The sequence below is a fragment of the Pantoea sp. JKS000250 genome (genome assembly GCF_003201065.1).
Lineage (GTDB): Bacteria > Pseudomonadota > Gammaproteobacteria > Enterobacterales > Enterobacteriaceae > Pantoea > Pantoea vagans.
This window is the reverse complement of sequence record NZ_QICZ01000001.1, coordinates 267499-288448: the sequence shown is the minus strand read 5'-3', so window position 1 is coordinate 288448 and position 20950 is coordinate 267499. Positions and strand designations below refer to the sequence as shown.

Annotated in this window: 16 protein-coding genes; 10 read left to right on the top strand and 6 right to left on the bottom strand. The window is 56.8% G+C overall.

Annotation, left to right across the window (positions count from 1 at the left end; translation table 11 throughout):
• Positions 1-6: 6 nt before the first annotated feature.
• A complete protein-coding gene (locus BY447_RS01525; protein ID WP_010244686.1) occupies positions 7-759 on the bottom strand; it encodes an FNR family transcription factor in 753 nt (250 codons plus the stop codon).
• Positions 760-1076: 317 nt separating this feature from the next.
• Between BY447_RS01525 and smrA the strand changes: the two genes are divergently transcribed.
• Positions 1077-1643: a DNA endonuclease SmrA gene (smrA, locus tag BY447_RS01520; protein WP_013357945.1), complete on the top strand. Its 567-nt coding sequence runs from the start codon at positions 1077-1079 to the stop codon at positions 1641-1643.
• Here smrA and BY447_RS01515 read toward each other — a convergent pair.
• The gene (locus BY447_RS01515) at positions 1640-2560 is read right to left on the bottom strand and encodes a LysR substrate-binding domain-containing protein (RefSeq protein ID WP_003853723.1); all 921 of its coding nucleotides are present in this window, start codon (positions 2558-2560) and stop codon (positions 1640-1642) included. The genes smrA and BY447_RS01515 overlap by 4 nt on opposite strands.
• A 322-nt stretch (positions 2561-2882) precedes the next feature.
• Between BY447_RS01515 and BY447_RS01510 the strand changes: the two genes are divergently transcribed.
• The 4 genes from BY447_RS01510 to BY447_RS01495 all read left to right on the top strand — a co-directional run bounded on the left by BY447_RS01510 (position 2883) and on the right by BY447_RS01495 (position 9460).
• Positions 2883-4217, top strand: a complete 1335-nt coding sequence (locus BY447_RS01510) for an MFS transporter (protein ID WP_110330328.1) — start codon at positions 2883-2885, stop codon at positions 4215-4217.
• Between the two features lie 67 nt (positions 4218-4284).
• A complete protein-coding gene (locus BY447_RS01505) occupies positions 4285-5628 on the top strand; it encodes a VOC family protein (protein ID WP_110330327.1) in 1344 nt (447 codons plus the stop codon).
• A gap of 429 nt (positions 5629-6057) precedes the next feature.
• Positions 6058-7578 carry a carboxylesterase/lipase family protein gene (locus tag BY447_RS01500; protein WP_110330326.1) on the top strand — a complete coding sequence of 507 codons (1521 nt, stop codon included), beginning with the start codon at positions 6058-6060 and terminating at the stop codon, positions 7576-7578.
• Between the two features lie 217 nt (positions 7579-7795).
• Positions 7796-9460, top strand: a complete 1665-nt coding sequence (locus BY447_RS01495; protein ID WP_110330325.1) for a methyl-accepting chemotaxis protein — start codon at positions 7796-7798, stop codon at positions 9458-9460.
• Here BY447_RS01495 and BY447_RS01490 read toward each other — a convergent pair.
• Complete coding sequence (locus BY447_RS01490) at positions 9418-10299, bottom strand: LysR family transcriptional regulator (RefSeq protein ID WP_110330324.1); 882 nt, start codon at positions 10297-10299, stop codon at positions 9418-9420. The two genes, BY447_RS01495 and BY447_RS01490, sit on opposite strands and share 43 nt — an antisense overlap.
• A gap of 125 nt (positions 10300-10424) precedes the next feature.
• Between BY447_RS01490 and BY447_RS01485 the strand changes: the two genes are divergently transcribed.
• Together BY447_RS01485 and BY447_RS01480 are read left to right on the top strand one after the other, a co-directional pair.
• Entirely contained in the window at positions 10425-11591 is a 1167-nt protein-coding gene (locus tag BY447_RS01485) for a methionine aminotransferase (protein ID WP_110330323.1), read from the top strand.
• A 62-nt stretch (positions 11592-11653) separates the two neighbouring features.
• On the top strand, positions 11654-12430 hold the full coding sequence (locus BY447_RS01480) for a transporter substrate-binding domain-containing protein (RefSeq protein WP_110330322.1): 777 nt from the start codon (positions 11654-11656) through the stop codon (positions 12428-12430).
• Between the two features lie 36 nt (positions 12431-12466).
• Here BY447_RS01480 and pepT read toward each other — a convergent pair whose 3' ends face one another.
• Positions 12467-13693, bottom strand: coding sequence for a peptidase T (gene pepT / locus BY447_RS01475; RefSeq protein ID WP_110330321.1), 1227 nt, complete (start codon positions 13691-13693; stop codon positions 12467-12469).
• A 127-nt stretch (positions 13694-13820) separates the two neighbouring features.
• Between pepT and BY447_RS01470 the strand changes: the two genes are divergently transcribed.
• Positions 13821-15416, top strand: coding sequence for an ABC transporter substrate-binding protein (locus BY447_RS01470; protein WP_013357935.1), 1596 nt, complete (start codon positions 13821-13823; stop codon positions 15414-15416).
• Positions 15417-15478: 62 nt separating this feature from the next.
• Here the strand turns inward: BY447_RS01470 and BY447_RS01465 are convergent, their stop codons facing one another.
• The gene (locus tag BY447_RS01465; RefSeq protein ID WP_110331896.1) at positions 15479-16393 is read right to left on the bottom strand and encodes a LysR family transcriptional regulator; all 915 of its coding nucleotides are present in this window, start codon (positions 16391-16393) and stop codon (positions 15479-15481) included.
• A gap of 140 nt (positions 16394-16533) precedes the next feature.
• Here BY447_RS01465 and BY447_RS01460 point away from each other — a divergent pair, with 140 nt between their 5' ends.
• Together BY447_RS01460 and BY447_RS01455 are read left to right on the top strand one after the other, a co-directional pair.
• Positions 16534-17955 carry a M20 family metallopeptidase gene (locus BY447_RS01460; protein ID WP_110330320.1) on the top strand — a complete coding sequence of 474 codons (1422 nt, stop codon included), beginning with the start codon at positions 16534-16536 and terminating at the stop codon, positions 17953-17955.
• Positions 17952-19220 (top strand): MFS transporter, encoded by a 1269-nt coding sequence (locus BY447_RS01455; RefSeq protein ID WP_110330319.1) that lies wholly within the window; start codon positions 17952-17954, stop codon positions 19218-19220. The genes BY447_RS01460 and BY447_RS01455 overlap by 4 nt, the downstream gene beginning before the upstream one ends.
• Before the next feature lie 264 nt (positions 19221-19484).
• Here the strand turns inward: BY447_RS01455 and aldA are convergent, their stop codons facing one another.
• Positions 19485-20921, bottom strand: coding sequence for an aldehyde dehydrogenase (aldA, locus tag BY447_RS01450; RefSeq protein WP_110330318.1), 1437 nt, complete (start codon positions 20919-20921; stop codon positions 19485-19487).
• Positions 20922-20950: the final 29 nt, after the last annotated feature.

Sequence of the window (20950 nt, the reverse complement as noted above, 5' to 3'; positions counted from 1 at the left end):
TGCGGATCAGGCGGCCTGATGGCTCTGACCGGCTAACTCTTCCAGCAGGGCGTGGTTTTCAATAGTGATGTATTTGCCTTTCACCGCCAGCATGCCGGACTTCTGGAAACGACCCAGCAGGCGGCTGATCGTTTCAACCGTCAGGCCCAGGTAATTACCAATGTCACCACGCGTCATGGTGAGGCGAAATTCACGCTGTGAAAAACCGCGCTGGCCGAAACGACGGGACAGGTTCCAGATAAACGCCGCCAGGCGCTCTTCAGCATTTTTCTTCGACAGCAGCAGGATCATATCCTGATCGCCTTTGATTTCACCGCTCATCAGACGCATCATCTGCTGACGCAGGGCAGGCATTTTTCCTGACAGGTCATCCAGGGTTTCAAACGGAATTTCACAGACCATTGCCGTTTCCAGCGCCTGTGCAAAGCTGGGATGGCTGGAACCCATGATGGCATCAAAGCCGACTAAATCGCCCGCCAGATGAAAACCGGTGATTTGCTCATCACCCTGTTCGGTAATAGTGTAACTTTTGATCGTGCCGGAACGAATCGCATACAGGGATTTCAGTTCGTCGCCTGCTTTAAAAAGGGTTTGCCCTTTCTGGATCGGTTTTTTACGCTCAATGATATTGTCGAGCTGATCCAGCTCATGTTCATTTAACGTGAAGGGGATGCAGAGCTGACTGATGCTGCAATCCTGGCAGTGAATGGCACAACCGCCCGACTGAATACGACGAATGCTGCGTTTTTCAGGGATCATAATGGTTTGCTCGACGATTATTGACTGGGGTCAATTTTAACATTTTTTGTGCTGAAGGGAACTCATCCGAGCAGTTTTACACCCACAAACATTATGGATGAAGCACACATCGACAAACGCTGATGTGACGGGCTTCTCAGAATGCCGCTACGGTTGACTGTCACGAAAAGTTTCCGCTTTTGTGATCTGTCACCCCTATTTTCATCGGCGGCAACATGGGTTAACGCGGGGTAGTCCGGTGATTACAGCTTTTGCTACGCTAACTGTTCAGGCCTGTTTTACCGGCTCCATCAATTTTAATCAGGTGTGAGAAAACCATGAACCTTGATGATAACGATCTCTTTCGGGATGCCATGGGCGATGTCACGCCGTTAAAAGACACCACCACAACCTTATGGCTTAAGTCGCCCTCGACAAAAGCACCACGCAAACCGCCAGGAGAGACAGAGCAGGAGAATTTCCTGACACGGGGTTATCTGGAGATTGTCCCGCTTAACACACCGCTGGAGTATAAAGCCGACGGCATACAGCAGGGTATTCTGGATAAACTGCGTCGGGGTGAGTACAAACTGGATGCCAGTCTCAACCTGTTGCGGCAACCGGTGGAGACCTGCCGTCAGGCCCTGTTCAGCTTCATGATGCAGGCACAAAAGCAGGACTTACGAAATCTGCTCATTATTCATGGTAAGGGCCGTGATGATGAATCCCATGCCAATATTGTGCGCAGCTATCTGGCGCGCTGGTTACAGCAGTTTGATGACGTACAGACCTTTTGCGTGGCCCAGACCCGCCATGGCGGAGCCGGGGCGCTCTATGTGGGATTGCGGAAAAGCGATAAGGCACGCCTTGAGAACCGCGAGCGGCATGCCAAACGCAGCCGCTAGCTGTGAAACTTGCGGATGGTGGACATTAACACCTCGGCACTCAGGCTCAGCTCTGCGCCGGTGCGGGTAATGATGCCCACGGGCTCGCCTGGCCCGGAGGAGTTAATCGGCAGCGCACAGACCGCGTTATGGCTAAGATCCTCTTTAATCGCGCCAGACGGCACGAACCAGATGTAGTCGTAGCGGAGTGCCAGCTGACGCGCCAGTGAAGTCGACGACGTTTCAATGCAGTGGGGTGGCAACGTACAGCCTTGTTCATCCAGCATCTGCTGCGCAATCCGGCGCGGTGCGGTGCCCTCGGGGGAAATCACCACCGGCCACTGCATCGCCCGCGACAGCGTGACATTGTCACTTAAAAGCGGGTGTTCAGGTCTTACTACCAGCTTCAATGACTCCAGAAACAGCAGTTCATAGGTCAGCCCGGTCATCATGTCGCTGTCTGCCATCCGGCCAATGCCGATGTCGAACTCGCCGCCGCGTAATCCCGCCAGTAACACATTGTTATGCAGCGTCGCCACCTGAATGGTGGTGTTAGGCTGCAGCTGATGAAAACGATCAAGGATACGGGGCAGCATACCCATTGCGGCGGTGGTTAATGCACCCAGCCGGATAATCACCGGCGCATCACCCGGCTGCTCATTAAAGCTCTGCCCGGCATGGTTCAGTGCGTCAAGCACCCGCACAGCATGGGTCAGAAACTGTTCTCCCATCGTGGTGAGCTGAGCGCCCAGGCGGCCACGCTCAAACAGTCGCACCCCCGTCAGCTCTTCCAGCTCATTCAGGGTTTTGGACAGGGCAGGCTGACTCAGGCTTAGCGTCTCTGCCGCACGGCCCAGTGTGCCTTGCTGCGCGACCGCAACAAAGGTATGTAGATGGCGCAAGCGAATGCGCTGATTGAAAAGGATATTTTTTTCCATACCCTAAACTTAATGAGAATGACCGCCTTCAGGCAACTGTTAAAAATGAATTCTGTTAACTTTGCTGCAAATTTATTTTAACAAACAGGGCAGAATGGCAACTTTATCCGTTAACTCTCTGATTAAAAAGCGCTCATCTCAGTTTATTACTAACTCAGTGGTTCCTGAGAGTACGCGATATCAAGAGCTTAACGGCCTAAAGTTGAATAATTCTCACTATCATATAAAAATCTGACCGCTTAAGGTTAACGATGGGCTATCATAAGCGCCGTTTTTTTTACTTAATCTGATGCCAGATTGCGCTATTGCCAGGGAGTGTCCATTGACCAGCATCGGGGCGGTAGATGTCCGCCAGCTTATCAACCAGCAGAGCCTGAGCCACTGGCAAAAACGGCTCATTGCGCTCTGTTTTATTGTGGTGGCACTCGATGGCATGGACATTGCGATCATGGGATTTATTGCGCCAACGCTTAAAGCTGCATGGGGCGTAACCAATCACCAGCTCGGGGGCGTCATCAGCGCAGCATTAATCGGGCTGGCGCTGGGTGCCATGGTGGCAGGGCCGCTGGCTGACCGCTATGGCCGTCGCATGATGATTATCCTCAGCGTTTTCTTTTTTGGTCTCTGGACACTGGCAACAGCGCTGTCTCAGAACATCGAACAGATGATGCTGTTTCGCTTCCTGACCGGTCTGGGACTCGGTGCGGCGATGCCCAACGTCGGTACGCTGGTGGCGGAATATGCGCCTGAGCGGAGACGGGCTTTCATTATCACGGTCGTGTTCTGCGGATTTACCTTTGGTGCCGCCAGCGGCGGATTTGCCGCGTCCTGGCTGTTACCACGCTATAACTGGCACTCGGTGTTGCTGCTGGGCGGCATTCTGCCGCTGCTGGTGTTGCCCTTTTTGATCCGTGGCCTGCCGGAGTCAGTGCGTTTTCTTATCAGTCGTGGCGCACCCGCTGCCCGCATTCACGCTATCCTCGAACGGATGATGCCGGGCAAAACCGCGCCCGATTGTGCATTTCACGCGCCTGAAGCGACATTACCCGCAGGCGGCGCGATTAGCACGGTGCTGTCGCGCCGTTATCTGTTTGGCAGCACAATGCTGTGGGGCGGCTATTTCATGGGACTGTTCATGGTCTACCTGATTGGCAGCTGGCTGCCATCTCTGGTGAATACCCTGGGCATGTCAGTTACCGAAGCGGCGATTATTACTGCCATGTATCAGGCAGGCGGAACGCTGGGCTCACTCTTTGCGGGCTGGATGATGGATCGCTTCAACGCCAACCTGGCGCTGGCCGCGATCTACGGCTGTGGCGGACTGTTTATTGTGGCACTTGGCTTTTCGCCCGCCGAAGTAGGCATGATGAGCGCGATCGCCTTTTGCAGCGGCTTCTGTTTTAACGGTGCCAATACCGGCATGAATGCCTTATCTGCCAGCTACTATCCTACTCACGCACGCGCCACGGGCTCCAGCTGGATGCATGGCGTGGGTCGCATCGGCGCAATTCTGAGCGCCTTTGTGGGTGCAGAGATGATGTCACTTGGCTGGTCTTTCAGCGTTATTTTTCTGCTGCTGGCGATACCGGCTGTGATCACCACCCTGATGCTGCTGTTAAAAAACCGCTACGGCTTTAAGCCGATCACAGATTCGTGATTTTTTCCACCGAGGCCAGCGCATTGCATTACATTAGCAGCAACGCTCATGGTGTCAGGTTGATAAGATGGACAAGTTTCTCAGTGCGGATCTCATCCGCACCCGTTTCTCTCAGGCGATGTCAGCGATGTATCAGCAGGAGGTGCCGCAATATGGCACGCTGATGCAGCTGGTCGCCACCGTCAACGAGCGCACGCTGGAAGCCGATATCGCGCTCAAAGATCGTCTCACCGCCGCGGATGAAATTGGCCGGCTCAGCCTTGAACGTCACGGCGCAATCCGCGTTGGCACGGCAGACGAATTAGCTACGCTGCGGCAGCTGTTTGCGGTGATGGGAATGTCCCCGGTAGGCTATTACGATCTCTCTCAGGCGGGTGTGCCGGTGCACTCCACGGCGTTCCGGCCAGTCACCGATGCGGCGCTTCGGCGCAATCCTTTCCGGGTCTTTACCTCGCTGTTACGTCCTGAACTGATTGACGATCCCGCGCTGCGCGAAAAGGCGGCAGAGATCCTGGCCGCACGCGACATTTTCACTTCCCGTTGTCGGGCGCTGCTGCAGTTACATGAGCAGCAGGGCGGATTAACTGACGCTCAGGCTACCGAATTTGTGACCGAAGCACTGGAAACCTTCCGCTGGCACGCCCACAGCAGCGTGGACAGTCAGACCTATCAGGCGCTGAACCAGCAGCATCGCTTGATCGCAGATGTCGTCTGCTTTCCCGGCTGCCACATCAACCATCTCACCCCGCGTACTCTCGATATCGACCGCGTCCAGCAACTGATGCCGTCGCGCGGCATCGATCCGAAAACGCTGATCGAGGGGCCGCCGCGTCGTCAGGTGCCGATTCTGCTGCGCCAGACCAGTTTCAAAGCGCTTGAGGAGCCGATCATCTTTAAGGACGGGCATCAGGGCACCCACACAGCACGCTTCGGTGAAATTGAGCAGCGCGGCGCGGCGCTGACGCCTGCAGGGCGTGCGCTCTATGATCGACTGCTCAGCGAGGCGGGCAGCGGTCAGGACAATCAGCAGCATCAGCAGCATCTGGCGACCATTTTCCGTGACTTCCCCGACGACGAGACCACACTACGCCAGCAGGGGCTGGCCTGGTTCCACTATCGCCTGAGTGAAAAGGGCGTCGCGACACCGCCGGATAAGGGTGAAGCGCTGGAGGATCTGATCAGGCAGGGGCGTGTGCTGGCAGACCCGATCGTCTATGAGGATTTTCTGCCCGTCAGCGCGGCAGGGATTTTTCAGTCCAACCTCGGCGATCGGGCGCAGGTCCGTTCGGCGGGACAGGCGAGCCGGCAGGCGTTTGAAGCGGCGCTGGGCTCTGCGGTACTGGATGAGATGGCATTGTACGAAGAGCGCCAGCAGCGCTCGCTGGCACAGTGCGGAATACAGACGTCCTGATGTTTTCGCCGGGCAACGCCTCTGTTGCCCGCACCACCTTCACTAAGCTGGTTTTTTAAAGTCCTGGTCCTGACGCGGAGCATAAGGGGGAACAGGCTGATCTTACTGAAGAAAAATTACGCTTTATCGGTCAGCGCAGGTTTCGCAGCGTGAGTATCTTAATCAGTTAGCGAGCTGACTGCTTAGCTGTGTAAAAAACGGCGCAGAATCAAAGCCGGACACCGCTTACAGGCGGAGTGGCACGGTATTCATCCTGAGCAAAAAGATAAACAATACTTAACCCTGGCTGAGACTGGTGCTCTGAACCTGTTGACGAGCATGTTCATGCCCATCTCTGACGCTTCGGCATATTCTGCAAATCCCCTCCGTACCTGGACAATGGTGGCGGGCCTGCAAATAATGGAGGAACGTCTGAACAGGGAAACAGGAATGAAAAACGAAACAGGTCTGAGGATCATGACGGCCGAGGGGGAGTTGCGTGGATGCATGGATGATGACCTTTTCGTATTCAAAGGCATACCTTATGCGGCGGCTCCGGTTGGCGCACTGCGCTGGCGTCCGCCACAGCCGGTCACACCCTGGCAGCAGATGCGCGATGCCACCGCATTTGGGGCTGCCGGCTGGCAAAATCGCACATACTGTCAGGCGGTGGGCGGTGGCGATCCCGGTGAGTTTAGTGAAGATTGCCTCTACCTGAATGTCTGGACGCCCGATGTTGCGTCATCAAAGCCGCTGCCGGTAATGGTGTGGCTGCACGGTGGAGGCTTCACCATCGGTGCTGGCGGGCTGGCTCCGTACAACGGCAAGCCGCTGGCTTCACGTGGTGCGGTGGTGGTCACGCTGAACTACCGGCTGGGTCACCTCGGTTTCTTCTCCCATCCTGCGCTGGATGCGGAATACCCTGCTGCGGGTACGGTAAACAATTTTGGCCTGCTCGATCAGATTGCCGCACTGCAGTGGGTGCAGCGCAACATTCCAGCCTTTGGCGGCGACCGCCGTAATGTGACACTTTTCGGTGAATCCTCTGGCGCGCGCAGCGTGCTCTCGCTTTGCTGTTCGCCGCTGGCAGAAGGGCTGTTCCACAAAGGGATCGTGCAAAGTGCCTATAACCTGCCGGATACGCCGCTGAAAAAAGCGCGTCAGCAGGGCGTGGCAGTGGCGCGCCATTTCGGCCTGCCGCCCGATGCCAGCGCAGATGACCTGCGCGCACTGCCCGCCGATGCCTTCTGGCCGCTGGAGGGGCAACTGGCGATCCCGCCGGTGCCGATTGCTGGTGATGCCGTTCTGCCCGAGCCTATGCTGAAAACCTTCATGGCTGGCAAACAGCACCGTCTCCCGCTGATGGCGGGCAGTAATAGTGATGAAGCCAGCGTGCTGGAATATTTTGGCGTGGATGCCACCGCGGTATTGCTTCAGCTGCGCGATAAAAACCGGCTCACCTATCGGACGCTGAAATGGATGTATGACATCCATGACGATCAGTTGCTGGGACGTGCCGTGGCGCGTGATATGGCCTTCAGCCTGGTGCCGTGGCTGGTGATGCGGGCGCAGCACAGTGCCGGTATGCCGGGCTGGCGCTACTGGTTCGATTATGTTTCTGAGCACGCTCGTGACCTTTATCCTCATGGCACCTGGCACGGCAATGAAGTGCCTTATGTCCTGAACACGCTGAGTCAGATGCCGGATCCCAATGAAGCGCGGCCATTCAGTGAAGCCGATCGCGCTTTTGCGGCGCGCGTCAGCGAATACTGGTTTACTTTCGCCCGTGACGCCACGGAATATAAGCATCAGCTTGAAGGCGAGGTTGTCTGGCCAGCCTGGCATCCCGGCAATGACGTGACAATGTCACTTGGAAATGAGCGTAAGAACGGACTGGTTCTGAAACGAAACTTTATGCGCGCCCGCATGCGGCTTTTCAGGCTGCTGATGACGCGTATGGTCCGGCTATAGGTCAGAGGTGATAGTTAATCTGCTAACCATTAAACTGCGTGAATGGAATTTTTCTGCTTTTTAAAGTCTAATCTATTGAAATTATGATATTTTCGATAAATGCACGCATTAAGACGCTGTAAAATATCAGGTAACAAAACAGTTACATTTTCACTATCTCATGCCGATAAATCTCCTATGCCCGACGCTTGCGGGTCAACGTGTATAGGATTTTGGTATGGGAATGCTCAAAAATTTTACCATTCGCGCAGTGATGCTCACGATTCTGGGCCTGTTCTGTTTACTGTGGAGCGGCGTCGGGCTGTACAGCATCCACTCGCTTGGCGCGCTCAGCGAAGGCAATGACGTTGACCGTCATCTGGTTGAGCAAATGACGGTACTGAGTAAAGGCAACGATCAATATTTTCGTGTCATTACGCGCCTGTCCCGCGTGATGGAAGGTAAAGCCGCCGGCAAAATGCTGACCGATGAGGCCTATGCACCGGTGCAGCAGGCGCTGGATGGCATGACTCAGCAACTGGCGCGCTTTAAACAGCTGGCTCCCGGTCCGATGAATCCGGACGTCGTCGATGGCGTCATTCAGAGCTGGCAAAAGTTGCTGGATGAGGGCGTGACGCCACAACTGCAACTGGCCCGTCAGGCCTCACCGGACGCATATCGCCAGCAGGCGAACAATGTCACCCCGCCGCTCAGTCGTGCCTTTGGCATCAGCGCAGAGAAGTTTAACCAGGGCGCAGCCGAAAAACTGGACAAAACCCGGGTTGAAGTCGACCACCTCACCGCGATGACCAAGACGATTATTACCATCACGGTGATTATTGGCCTGCTTATTCTGCTGTTTACCGACCGCTATCTGGTGGCGATGCTGGTCCGTCCGCTGGAAAGTATTCGTACCCACTTCGCAGTGATCGCGACAGGCGATCTCAGCCAGCCGGTAGCCGATTTTGGTCGCAACTGTGTCGGTAAACTGGTGCCGCTGCTGAGCGCCATGCAGGATAGCCTGCGTGAAGCGGTCAGCGCCATTCGCAGCGGGACCGAGAATATCTCGCGCGGTGCTGCAGAGATTTCTGCCGGTAACAATGACCTCTCTTCACGTACCGAAGAGCAGGCCGCTGCGCTGGAACAGACGGCGGCCAGCATGGAGCAGTTGACGGCCACGGTGAAATTCAACGCCGATAACGCTCGTCAGGCCAGCCTGCTGGCAGAAACTGCCACCACCACTGCACAACGTGGCGGTCAGCTGGTGAGCGAAGTGGTCAGCACCATGGAGGGTATCTCTGGCAGTTCGAAGAAGATTGCTGAGATTACCAACGTGATTAACGGTATCGCCTTCCAGACCAATATCCTGGCGCTGAACGCCGCGGTCGAAGCGGCACGTGCCGGCGAACAGGGTCGTGGTTTTGCGGTCGTGGCATCTGAAGTACGTAATCTGGCACAGCGCAGCGCCAACGCCGCCAAAGAGATCGCGACACTGATTGAAGACTCGGTGCAGCGTGTAGGAAAAGGCGCGGAGCTGGTCAGCACGACGGGCGGCACCATGAAAAATATTCTGAAGTCGGTGCAGGATGTGGACGCGATTATGAAACAGATCGCTTCTGCGTCGGAAGAGCAGAGCAAGGGTATTTCTCAGGTGGGCACCGCAGTTACCGAGATGGACAGCGTCACGCAGCAGAACGCCTCTCTGGTAGAAGAGGTCTCCGCCGCCGCGAGTGCGCTGGCGCTGCAGACTGAAGCGCTGCAGGCCTCTGTGTCGAAGTTCCGCCTTTCCAGTAACCGTCCGGCTTCACCTGCCGTCAGCAATACACCGGCAGCGCCAAAAGCTCCTGTGCTGAGTGCGCCTCAGGCGAAACCTGCTGATAATGGCGACTGGGTGACGTTCTGATCCCTGCAGAGCCACGCCACCAGCTCCGCGAGGAACGGTGGCGCATCCTGCGCGGGCCGCCGCAGTAAACTGTAAACGGCTCCGGTTTTAACCTCGCCAGCGAACGGCTTAATCAGCCTGCCGCTGGCGATATCACTCTCCACCAGGTTGCTGTCGGCAATTGCCACGCCATACCCCTGAATCGCTGCGCTAATCGCTAAATCCATCGTGGCAAAATGCTGGTTTCGCTTCATGCTGAGCATTACCTGCTGCGCCTGTAACCAGCACTGCCAGTCACGCGTGTCTGACGTGGGATGCAAAAAGGTCATTGCGGACAGCGCCGCCGCCGTCTCCGGGCAGGGCTGACCAGCTGCCATCACCGGCGTCAGCGACTCGCTGAACAGGCAGATCCCGTCAGGATGCGGCTTGCCATAGACAATCGCCGCGTCAAAGTTTTCAAGCTGCGCCGCATGATCCAGGGTGGTCGTCAGGGCCACATGCAGTTCGGGGCGGTGAAGCTCCAGCGCCATCAGCCGCGGCACCAGCCAGCGCATGGCACAGGTCGGCGCTTTCAGGCGAAGGCTGACCTGACTGCGACGGACCTTTTCGCTGGCCTGAACCATCAGCTCAAAGCCCTGGCTGAGTTCAGGCAGCAGCGCGGCACCCTGCGGGGTCAGCCGCAGCCCGCGCGCATGGCGGTCAAACAGCATCACGCCCAGCCACTGCTCCAGGGTAGCAATCTTACGACTGACAGCACCCTGCGTCAGGCAGAGCTCGCGGGCAGCATGAGTCAGATTAAGGTGACGGGCCGTCACCAGAAAGGCGTGAATGGCGTTGAGTGGCAGCGATGAGCGTGACACGGTGGACCTCAGCTATGCAATTTTGTCATGGTTATTATGACGACATTTCGCTTGCCGACTCAAGTCGCAGCCCGTTGAATAACGATGTATCGCATCTGACCAGTTATGCACCTGACGGAGAACATATGTCCCTGAAAACGCCAGTCGCTGTTCACTCAAAATTGCCGGACGTCGGCACCACTATCTTTAGCGTCATCGGCCAGCTTTCGGCACAGCATCAGGCGATTAACCTGTCGCAGGGCGCGCCCAGTTTCCCCTGTGATCCGGCGCTGGTCGATTCCGTCAGTCGTGCGATGCAGGAGGGGCATAATCAGTATGCTGCCATGATGGGACTGCCCGCCTTGCGCGAGGCGCTCGCCAGCAAAGTGCAGACGCTTTATGGACAGACATATGATGCCGCGAGTGAAGTGTTAATCACCGGCAGCGCCAGCCAGGGACTCTATATGGCGATTACCGCGCTGGTTCATCAGGGCGATGAGGTGATCTTCTTTGAGCCGGCATTTGACAGCTACGCGCCCGTGGTGCGGTTGCAGGGCGGAACGCCGATAGGCCTGAAGCTGCAGGTGCCGTCGTTTGCTATCGACTGGGATCAGCTGCGGGCAGCGATCACGCCACGCACCAGGATGATTATCATTAACACGCCACATAATCCCAGTGCGCAGGTGCTGACGCCCGATGACCTCAACCAGCTGGCCGCGTTGATCCGCAACACCGACATCGTGGTGCTCTCCGATGAGGTTTATGAACATATTCTGTTTGATGGTCGCCCGCACTGCGGCATGGCGACGCACCCGGAGCTGGCCGCACGTAGCGTCATCGTCTCCTCATTTGGTAAAACCTTCCACGTCACCGGCTGGCGGGTAGGCTACTGTCTGGCACCGGCGGAGCTGATGACCGAGCTGGTGAAAGTGCATCAGTTTATGATGTACGCCGCCGACACGCCGATGCAGGTGGGATTCGCACACTATCTGCAGACGCCGCAGAACTACCTGTCACTTAACGCTTTCTATCAGCAGAAGCGCGATCGGCTAATCGACCTGATGCAGAACTCGCCGTTCCGGCTGCTGCCGAGCGCCGGTTCGTTCTTTATGCTCGCCAGCTATGGACATTTCAGTGACGAACCGGACAGTGAGATGGTAAAACGTCTTATCGTCGATCACGGTGTGGCAACCATACCGCTGTCGGCGTTTTATATGGATGGCACAGACAACAAACTGATTCGTCTCTCTTTTGCGAAAGACGAGGCGACACTAAAGGCTGGCGCGGCTGCGCTTTGTGCTTTTTCTCACTGAATCACGCGAGCGTGATTCAGTACGGGGAACAGGTAACCAGGACTTTTCGGGGTAAATAGATAATGAAAAAACTGAACGCGCTTTTTCTCGCTCTGGGCATGATGACAACGGTACAGGCACTGGCTCAGGATTTACGTTACGGCGTGGAGTCACAATATCCGCCGTTTGAAAGCCGCAACGCTAAGGGTGAGCTGGAAGGCTTTGATATTGAGCTGGGCAATGCCATCTGTAAGGCAGGCAACTTAAGCTGCCACTGGGTTGAGAGCAGCTTTGATGCGCTGATCCCGGCACTGCAGGCGAAAAAGTTCGACGCCATTAACTCGGCGATGAATATCACCGAAGCGCGCGCCAAAAGCATCGCGTTTACGCAGCCGATCTACCGTATTCCGACCATGTTAGTGGCGAAAAAGGGTGAAAATCTGGCACCGACCGCCGAAGGTCTGAAGGGCAAAAACATCGGTGTGTTGCAGGGATCGATTCAGGAAACCTATGCGAAGAAGCACTGGGAGACCCAGGGCGTAACGGTGACGTCGTATCAGGATCAGAACCAGGTTTATAACGACATGGTCGCGGGCCGCCTTGATGGCACGCTGGTGATGTCCGCTGCCGGTCAGTCGGGCTTCCTCGATAAGCCGCAGGGCAAAGGATTTGGTTTTGTGGGCAAGCCCGTCGAAGATGATGCGATTCTGGGTTCAGGAATCGGCTACGGCCTGCGTAAAGATGACGCGCCGCTGAAGCAGTCACTGGACGCGGCAATCGCCAAAGTGCAGGGCGATGGCACCCTCAAAAAGCTGGCTGAAAAATACTTCCCGGGTATTGATGTCAGCGCGAAGCCATAACAGCAATCGGGCGCGTTCTGCGCCCGATTTCTCCGCTTAACCCGCAGCCAGATAACAGAGCTTTTCTGCCACCTTATAGGACTTCACAAACGATGAGACTGGCAGAAACTCGAAGCGTGAATGGAAGTTATGCGCGCCGGTAAAGAAGTTCGGCGTCAGCAGGCCTTTGGCTGACAGCGCGGCACCGTCCGTGCCACCCCGCATCGGAATCACTTTCGGCTCAATCTCCAGCGCGGCAAAGGCGCTGAAGATCAGATCTATTGCCCGGCGATCCTCACCCAGTGCATTGCTGATATTGCTGTAGATATCGCTGATCGTGATGCTCACTTCGCCTGTGGGATAGCGCGCCGCCAGTTCCTCTACCGCCTGCTGCAACTGCTGCTTACGCGCCGCGAAGCTGGCCAAATCAAAATCACGAATAGAGGCCTTTAGCGTCGCCTTGCTGGCGTTGGCCTGAATCTCATTAAACCAGATATAGCCTTCACGACCTTCTGTGTGCTCCGGTGTCTGCTGACGATCAAACAGACTGATGTAGTCATGGGCCATCAGCAGCGGATTGACCAGCACGCCTTTGCCCGACATCGGATGTGCCGGAACGCCGGTAAACACAATCTCAGCCGCGGCTCCATTAAAGTTCTCGTAAACCACTTCGCCCAGTTCGCAGCAGTCGATGGTCCAGGCAAAATCGACATTAAACCGCGTGTCCAGATCCAGCGCTTTCGCCCCGCGCAGGCCAATCTCTTCGTCTGGTACAAACGCCACCACGATATCGCCATGATCGCCTTTGAGGTTCGCCATCAGCGTCATCACCACGGTGACCGCCGCTTTATTGTCTGCGCCCAGCACGCTGGTGCCGTCGCTGAAGATCACCTGCTGGCCGACGTAGGGCGCGATCTCCGGATGCTCATCGCGGCGCAGCCAGATATCCTGCTCTGTATTCAGACAGAGATCGTCACCCTGCCAGGTGAGGATCTGCGGGTGGATATCGGGCGACAAGCCCACGTCAACGGTATCAATGTGCGTGATAAACCCGATGCGCGGAGCGTCTGGACGGTTGCCCCGTTTCACCGCCGTCACCGTAGCATGGTCATCAATCACCACCTCGTCCAGCCCCAGCGCCCGCAGCTCGTCCGCCAGCAGTTCCGCCATGGCGTGCTGGCTCGGCGTACTCGGCAGAGTCGTGGATTTGGCATCGCTCTGACTGCTGACGGCGAGGTAACGAAAAAAACGTTCGGTGAGTTGCGACTCAAGTTTGTCTGTCATCACTATTCCTTATTAGTCAGCCATGGGCGGGGTTCGCTATGGTGCCGAATCGTGCTATCAATGAAGCATCTGAATGATTCATTTAGATATTGTGATCACCGGAAGTCAATACAAAGCGAGGATGATAATGAAAATCAAGATAGCCACCTTAGCGCTTGTTACTGCTGGGATAGCGCTGGCTGGCAGCGTTAACGCCAAAACGCTGGTCTACTGTTCTGAGGGATCGCCAGAAAATTTTAACCCTCAGCTCTATACCTCGGGAACCAGTGTCGACGCCAGTGCCGTGCCGGTGTTTAACCGGCTGGTGGACTTCACGCCCGGCACCACCGATCTGGTGCCCAGCCTGGCAGAACGCTGGGAGATCAGCCCGGATGGCACCGTCTACACCTTCCATCTGCGCAAAAACGTGAAGTTCCAGAGCAACAAACAGTTCAGACCCAGCCGCGACTTCAATGCCGATGATGTGATCTTCTCGTTTATGCGCCAGATGGACCCCAAAAATCCCTACCATAATGTCTCTGGCGGCACCTATTCCAACTTTGAAAGCCTCGAGCTTTCCACGCTAATCAAAAGCATCGATCGGGTGGATGACCATACCGTGCGCTTTACGCTCGCCCATCCGGAAGCGCCGTTCCTTGCCGACCTCGCCTGGTATTTCGCCTCGATTCACTCGGCTGAATACGCAGACGCCATGCTGAAAGCGGGGACGCCGGAGAAGGTCGATATGAACCCGATTGGCACCGGCCCGTTTGAGCTGGTGCAGTACCAGAAAGATTCCCGCATCCTCTACAAGGCCTTCCCGGACTACTGGCAGGGCAAGGCGAAGCTGGATCGTCTGGTGTTCAGCATTACGCCGGATGCTTCCGTGCGTTACGCCAAGCTGGAGAAGAACGAGTGTCAGGTGATGCCATTCCCGAACCCCGCCGATCTCGACAAGATGCGCGCCAACCCGGATATCACCCTGGAACAGAAGGCGGGCCTGAACACCGGCTTCCTGGCGTTCAACACCACCAAAGCGCCAACCGACAACGTTAAAGTGCGGCAGGCGCTGGCGATGGCGATCAACAAACCGGCAATCATCGAGGCGATATTTAAAGGTACCGGCACGGTCGCGAAAAATATCCTGCCGCCGGGCGTCTGGAGTGCGGACAAAGATCTGAAAGATTACGACTACGACCCGGAGCAGGCCAAAGCGCTGCTGCAGCAGGCAGGCGTCAAACCGGGCACCGAAATTGCGCTCTGGGCGATGCCGGTCCAGCGGCCTTACAATCCGAATGCACGCCGCATGGCGGAGATGATTCAGTCGGACTGGGCCAAAGTCGGCATCAAAGCCAGTATCGTCAGCTATGAGTGGGGCGAATACCTGAAACGTGTGCGCAGCGGCGAGCATCAGGCGGCGCTGATGGGCTGGACCACCGCGACCGGCGATCCTGACAACTTTTTTGGCCCGCTTTACAGCTGCACCTCTGCGCAGGGCGGTTCTAACTCCTCAAAATGGTGCTACCAGCCTTTCGAGAAGTTAATCACCGAAGCCCGCGCCGAGCCGGATCAGGGCAAACGTACCGCGCTCTATCTGCAGGCGCAGCAGATGATGCATGACCAGATGCCTGCCGTGATGATTGCGCACTCCACCATCTTCGAGCCGGTGCGCAAATCGGTCAGCGGCTATCAGGTCGATCCGTTCGGCAAGCATATCTTCTATCAGGTTGATATTAAGCAGTAATACCTTCCTGAACAGGCCCATACGTATTGGGCCTGTGCAGTTTACCCAAAATCCGGTAACCCTTATCCCATCCTCACCTGCTGATCCATCTCCGTCAGCCGCTGCTGCAAAAACGCCAGAAACAACGTCAGTGCTGCGTTGCGCTGACGACCCGACACCGTCTGAAGCTGCAACGTCCGCTGACTCAGTTGATCTACCCCCAGCGATCGCAACACCAGATTCTGGGACTCGCGCTCAAACAAAAGAGTAAATGCGCTGCAGATGGTCACCGCCTGTGGCGTATGCAGCAAAAAGTGATAGAGAGTGGCGAAATAGTCGCAGGTCAATACCGGTTCAACCACGCAGTCATTCATCTGACAGGAGAGATCAAACAGCTGCCGCACGGTCGTGTGATGGCCCGGCAGCGCCAGCGGCCAGCGATGCAAATCGCCCAGCGTCACCTCGCGTGACGCCAGCGGATGTGACTGATGCATCGCCAGTAACACCGGGGCAGGCCACGAGCCGAGCACCTCAACGCTGCGCTCAGGCTGCAGACTGAACTGCAGCGCCACATCGCATTCGCCCGCCCTGACGCATTCCGCCACGCCCTGCGAATGCGTCACGTTAATCGCAAACAGTGCGCCGGGATTCGCCAGTCGAAACGCCGCCAGCAGGCCAGGCAGCAGACTGAACGCCATGCCATCCGTGCAGGCGATACGGATCAGGCTGCGGCGTACCGCTTTCAGGCCCTTAATCTCCGCCAGCGCATATTCCATATCAAGCTGACTTTTACGCACGTGATGCGCAAAAATTTCTCCCGCCTCATTCAGCACCATGCCGCGTGCATGCCGTTCAAACAGCGGCACACCAACCTGCGCTTCCAGCCGCTGAATCTGACGGCTGATCGCCGACACCGCCACAAACAGTTTCTCACTGGCGGCACTCAGCGAACCGCTCTCAACGACCGCCAGGAAATAACGGATTTCGCTGCTTAACATGGTCACTCCAACAAAACGCATCATAAAAGGGCAGCAATGCGTTGCTTTAAAAGCAAAGGCCACTCGATAAATTGATAATTGTGGCAAAGGGAGAAGTTTGTCAAAGATAAAGCACGATAAAAATAACAGACAGGGCAAACATGACAGAGCAACAGGCAGTTGACCAGGCGATGCACTATTTCGATAGCGGTGAGTTTCAGCAACTGCTGGCACGGCGCGTCGCCTGTGTGACCGAAAGCCAGCACGCCAGCAGACGCACAGAGCTGGACCACTATCTGCAGCAGGAAATTGGTCCGCAGCTGGCGGCGATGGGATTCACGCTACATCCGTTTGACAATCCGCAGCCCGGCAGCCCGCCGTTTCTGATCGCCACCCGTATCGAAGATCCGTCTAAACCCACGCTGCTCTGCTATGGCCACGGCGATGTAGTGTTTGGTGACGATGAAAACTGGCGCGAAGGGTTATCGCCGTGGCAACTCACAGCCGAAGGCGATCGCCTGTATGGACGAGGCAGCGCGGATAACAAAGGCCAGCACTGCGTGAATCTCGCGGCGCTGGAGCAGGTGTGGCAGGCACGCGGCGGCGTGTTGGGCTTCAACTGCAAAATCCTGTTCGAAATGGGCGAAGAGATCAGCTCGCCAGGGCTGGCTGAGATCTGCCAGCAGCAGTCGGCGCTGTTAAAGGCCGATCTTTTTATCGCCTCGGATGGCCCACGCCTTAATGCGCTGCGGCCAACACTGTTTCTGGGTTCACGTGGTGCGGCGAACTTTCGTCTGACTATTCAGGCGCGTGACAACGCCTACCACTCCGGTAACTGGGGCGGACTGCTGAGCAACCCTGGTACTCAACTGGCCAGTGCGATCGCCTGCCTGGTGAATGCGCAGGGCGTATTACAGGTTGCCGCGCTGAAACCAGACTCCCTGACCGACGCCGTGCGCGCCATCCTCAGTGATATTGATGTGGGCGGCATGCCAGGCGATCCCGCACTTGCAGACGGCTGGGGCGAGCCTGGCCTGACGCCTGCCGAACGCCTTTACGGCTGGAACACCCTGGAGGTGCTGGCCTTTGAAACCGGTAATCCGACACGACCCATGAACGCCATTCCGGGCAGCGCTACGGCGGTGTGTCAGCTGCGTTTTGTGGTCGGCACCGACTGGGAAAATCTGGTGGAGCATGTCGAACGTCACCTGCATCAGCACGGCTTCGATAACGTCAGCGTGGAGTTTCTGCGCGGCTCACCGGCGACGCGGCTTGATCCGCAGGATCCGCTGGTGGACTGGGCGCTGGATACGCTGGCCCGCAGCAGCGGCAAAAAACCGGCGCTGCTGCCTAATCTCGGCGGTTCACTGCCCAATGAGGTCTTCGCCGATATCCTGGGCCTGCCGACGCTATGGGTGCCACATTCTTATCCCGCCTGCGGCCAGCATGGCGTTAACGAACATATGCTCACCTCAATTGCACGCGAAGGCCTGGCGATTATGACCCGGCTGTTCTGGCAACTGGGCGAAGAGGGCGAACAGCTGATGACGCGCCACCATCAGTGGCGGAGAGGTGAACAATGAGCAGCATCGCGCAAAGTGCCCCGCAGGTAAAACCGAGCCTGCATAAAACGCTGTTCGCCACCTGCATCGGTAACGCGCTGGAATGGTTCGACATCGCGGTTTATGGCTTTTTCGCCAGCTACATCGCCCACGTTTTCTTTCCGGTCAGCGATCCGTCGGTGTCGCTGCTGCTGACCTTTGGCAGTTTCGGTATCTCCTTTCTGATCCGTCCGCTGGGAGCCATCGTCCTGGGCAACTATGCCGACCGGCATGGCCGCAAAAAGGCGCTGCTGCTGTCGATTAATCTGATGATGCTGGGCGGGGCGATCATTACGTTTATGCCGGGTTACGCCACTATCGGTCTGGCTGCGCCGCTGCTGATTATTCTGGCGCGGCTGATACAGGGCTTTTCTGCCGGCGGTGAGTTTGGCAGTTCGACCGCCTTTCTGGTGGAGCATTTTCCCGAGCGCAAAGCGTTCATCGCCAGCTGGCAGTTCGCCACCCAGGGTGCCAGTACGCTGATGGCATCGGCTTTCGGACTGGGGCTGACACAGTGGCTGAGCGAAAGTGAGATTCAGGCGTGGGGCTGGCGCATCCCGTTTGCTTTCGGCTTGCTGATTGGGCCGCTGGGGATCTACATCCGCCGTCATGTGCAGGAACCCGCCAGCTTTGCCTCGCAGGAAAAGGAAGCCGCACCGCTGAAAACCCTGTTCGGGCGGCAGAAAGCGCTGATCACGCTGGCGATTGGCGTGATGGTAATTTCGACCGCGGTCAACTACATGCTCAACTACATCCCGACCTACGCCACTAAAACGCTGCACCTGCCGGGATCGGTCGCCTTCACCGCTACGCTGATAGCGGGGATCATCCTGACGGTGGTGACGCCCATCATGGGATTGTGGGCGGAGCGGATTGGGCGGTTGCCGCTGATGTGGGGATCGCTGCTGTTGCTGGTGGTCACTATCTATCCCGCGTTTAAATGGATGGTCGATCACACCACGCCCACCACGCTGATCCTGCTGGTGGCCTGGATGGCGCTGCTGAAGTCGATCTACTTCTCGACGGTGCCGTCGGTAATGGCGGATCTCTTCCCGGCGACTACCCGTGCCAGCGGGATGGCGATCAGTTACAACGTGGCCGTAACAGTATTCGGCGGGTTTGCCCCGCTGATTTGCAGCATGCTGATTGCCGCCACCGGCAGCAGTCTGGCACCAGGCTACTACCTGATGGCAGTGGCAGTGCTGAGCGGTATCGCGCTGCTGCGTTGCAGTAAGCGGGTGGCATAGCAAATCAGGCCCGTTGATTGGCCTTTTCAGGCAGCTGGCATAGTCACATCAGGCTCTGGCAGCAATAAAAAAGCGCAAAGTGCAGGGGACGGGGTCAGAGAAGGAAAGCGTCCCGCGTCAGGGACGACGCGGGACGAGCATGCCATGGATGGCGGATTTTGCGACTTTCCGATCTGACCCTGTTTCCTGCGCAGGCGCGATCTCAACCACGAAACGAACCAGCCTGCGTTATCAATCTCAACGGGCCGTTAAACCGACCTGCTTTTAACTGAACTGCAGATAGGCAACATGGGTCTGCAGATACTCCTCCAGACCATGTTTTCCATCGGCCCCGCCGACACCCGACTTGCGCCATCCGGCGTGAAAGCCCTGCATCGCTTCAAAGTTCTCACGGTTCACATAGGTTTCGCCAAACTTCAGTTTGCGCAGCGCGATCATCGTGGTATTGAGATTCCGGGTATAAATTGAGGAAGTCAGTCCATACTCGCAATCGTTAGCCAGGGTAATCGCCTCATCCAGCGTTTTAAAGGTCATCACCGGCAGCACAGGGCCAAAAATCTCCTCCTGCATAATCGCCATATTCTGACGCACATCGGTCAGCAGCGTAGGCTGGAAGAAGAAGCCTCTCTCTCCGGCGCGCCTGCCGCCCAGAATTAATTTTGCACCTGCAGCAATGGCATCGGCCACTTTCTGCTCGACCCGATCCCGTGCGGCGGCATTAATCAGCGGTCCCATATCGATATCACTGCGTTCGGCGGGATCGCCAAACGTCACCTGCTGAAACGCGGTAGTCAGTGCGCTGATAAACCGATCATAAATGCCTTCCTGCACATAGACGCGCTCCACGCAGTTACAGACCTGGCCGCTGTTGATCACGCGTGAGCTGATAATGGATCGCACCGCCAGATCCAGATCGGCATCCTCCATCACGATAGCGGGCGCTTTGCCGCCCAGTTCCAGCGACACTTTGGTCACATTTTTAGCCGCGGCTTCCATGGTGGCGATACCTGCCCCGACGCTGCCCGTCAGACTCACCAGCCCGACCTTTGGATTGGCCGCCAGTTCCTGTCCCACTTCCGGTCCCAGACCATAGACAATGTTAATGACGCCAGCTGGCAGACCCAGCGTCTGGATAATCCCGGCAAACAGTGCGGCATTGTTGGGCGTCAGCTCGCTGGGTTTAATCACAATCGTGTTGCCGGTGATCAGGGCAGGCGCTGCTTTGCGGGCGATCAGGAAAAAGGGAAAGTTCCACGGTAAAATCCCGGTGGTGACGCCAATCGCTTTTTTAAACAGGAAGATGTTTTCGTTGGGACGGTCACTGTTGATGATCTCGCCTTCATAACGCCGTGCCCACTCCGCCATGTAATCGAGGTAGTCGGCGGTGAACAGCACTTCAGTCTTCGCCAGGCCCTGGGTTTTTCCGCCTTCCGCCACGATGGTCGCCGTCAGTTCAGGCTCGCGGTCGCGGATGGCGCTGGCGATTTTGTGCAGCCAGACGCCGCGTTCAACCGCAGGCAACGCTTCCCATGCCGGCTGAGCGGCTTCGGCGGCATTGATCGCAAGGCTGGCATCCTGACGGCTGCCCTGCGGAATGCGTGACAGCAACGCTTCAGTGGCCGGATTGATGACTTCAATCCACTGGTCACCCTGATGGGCGACAAACTCGCCATTAATGTAATGTTGATGATGTGTTGTCATTCGCTTGGCTCTCCGCTATCGATACGTTG